The 1705-nt window shown below is 58.9% G+C and carries 3 protein-coding genes and 1 pseudogene; 2 read left to right on the forward strand and 2 right to left on the reverse strand.

Going from position 1 to position 1705, the window contains the following annotated elements; translation table 11 throughout:
- Positions 1-347 (forward strand): annotated as a pseudogene (locus tag A2I95_RS35705) (PLP-dependent aminotransferase family protein); the annotation flags it as partial.
- 55 nt (positions 348-402) lie between these two features.
- On the opposite strand, the gene A2I95_RS35710 reads toward A2I95_RS35705, so the two are convergent.
- Positions 403-678, reverse strand: coding sequence for a hypothetical protein (locus A2I95_RS35710; RefSeq protein WP_291737280.1), 276 nt, complete (start codon positions 676-678; stop codon positions 403-405).
- Between the two features lie 3 nt (positions 679-681).
- Complete coding sequence (locus A2I95_RS35715) at positions 682-909, reverse strand: hypothetical protein (RefSeq protein ID WP_291737281.1); 228 nt, start codon at positions 907-909, stop codon at positions 682-684.
- Positions 910-1239: 330 nt separating this feature from the next.
- Between A2I95_RS35715 and rplM the strand changes: the two genes are divergently transcribed.
- Positions 1240-1698: a 50S ribosomal protein L13 gene (gene rplM / locus A2I95_RS35720; RefSeq protein WP_024090265.1), complete on the forward strand. Its 459-nt coding sequence runs from the start codon at positions 1240-1242 to the stop codon at positions 1696-1698.
- Positions 1699-1705: the final 7 nt, after the last annotated feature.

Genomic DNA, 1705 nt, shown 5'->3' on the forward strand with positions numbered 1-1705 from the left:
CCGATCCGCGGCTGCCTGATCTGGTGGCGGCGGTGCGCGGGGAAATGGCCCGCTATGTCCGGGTCGCCGTCAATGCGCTTGGCGGGTTTGATCTGACCTGGAACCCGGATGTGCCCTTTGTCTGGCTGCGGCTTCCCTCGGGCTGGCGCGCTGCCGCTTTCACCCGCGCCGCGGAATCAAACGGGGTGCAGATCCGCTCGGCAGATGAATTTGCCCTGCGCGACGGCCGCGCGCCCCATGCGGTGCGCATTGCCATCAACGCGCATGTACCGCTGAAACAGTTCGAGGAGGCGATGCTGCGCCTGCGCGCCCTGCTGGACAACCCGCCCGAGCAGATCAGCGTTTGAAAATGGAAAGAGGCCGCTTTGGCAAGCCGCCCCCACCGGGTTGAAATGCTGCTGATTACTCTTCCAGTTTAACCCACAGCGGGACATCGTTGCCACCAAAGGACCAGTTGTCTTTGCCGGGGGCAATTCCGGCAGTGACCGCCGCAGCGACCAGTCCGGCGACCGATCCGCGGGCAACGATAACCCCGTCAAGTGTTGGCTGAACTTTGGTGTCCGCCGACCTGCCGGGCGCTTTGCAATTCACCCGCAGCGATGTTGGCCGATCTTTGAGCTTGGGCAAGCGAACCACCGCCGGCGTTGTGAACGAGGCGGAAAACTCGGCGGAGTCCAATGTTCAGACAGCTCCAGTCACTTCAATGCGTTCGGTGACGGAGGAGCGGTTGTTTCCGGACAAAACCTGCTGTCGCCGTTCTTCTTCATCCAGTTCAAAGAAGAAAGTGCGTATGAAGGGCTCGGTGTAGCCGGCAACGCGTGCTGCGGTGAGGCCGGTCTTGTAGGATACGGCAACCGGCGGCTGTTCCGCGGGCGCATATTGCATGCAACCAGTGACCAGCAGGGCCAAGGGAAAGGGGGCTAATTTGGAGAGTTTCAAGGTGGTGCTCTCTTGGTTGAATTTCGCCGGGCGGCTAGCCGGAGCAAGTGCCCTGGTGCAAGGAGGGGAGACAAATCAATAGAAAGTGTTGCCTAATCCGCTCTCCGCTTTGCCTGATAGTGCGGAAGGTGCGAAATTTGTGGGGTAAAATGATACCTAATTCTCAACATGTTGTTTTTGCTTATTTTATTATAGCTCGCCTCTGTTGACGTGGCTTTGTGATCCCCGTAAACCCCCTCCATCGCATTCAGGCGTTTCCTTCCGGGATTCTGCCGTCACGACAAACAGGATTGACCTGCCATGAAAACCTTCTCTGCTACACCGGCAGACATCGAGAAGAAGTGGATCCTGATCGACGCCGAGGGCGTTGTTCTGGGCCGCCTTGCCTCGATCGTTGCCATGCGCTTGCGTGGCAAGCACAAAGCGTCCTTCACTCCGCACATGGACATGGGCGACAACGTCATCATCATCAACGCCGACAAGGTGCAGATGACCGGTAAGAAGCGCGAAGAGCACTTCTACTGGCACACCGGCCACCCGGGCGGCATCAAATCGCGCACCAAACAGGAAATCCTGGAAGGCGCGCACCCCGAGCGCGTTGTGACCCAAGCGGTCAAGCGCATGCTGCCGGGCAACCGCCTGAGCCGTCAGATCATGACCAATCTGCGTGTCTATGCCGGTGCCGAGCACCCGCATGAAGCACAGGCCCCCGAAGTTCTGGATGTTGCATCCATGAACAAGAAAAACACCCGGAGCTAATGTAGAT

The organism is Leisingera sp. F5, from assembly GCF_001593695.1.

Coding starts and splice junctions, on each gene's coding strand:
- rplM (WP_024090265.1), top strand. CDS start 1,240: ATGAAAACCTTCTCTGCTACACCGGCAGACATCGAGAAGAAGTGGATC.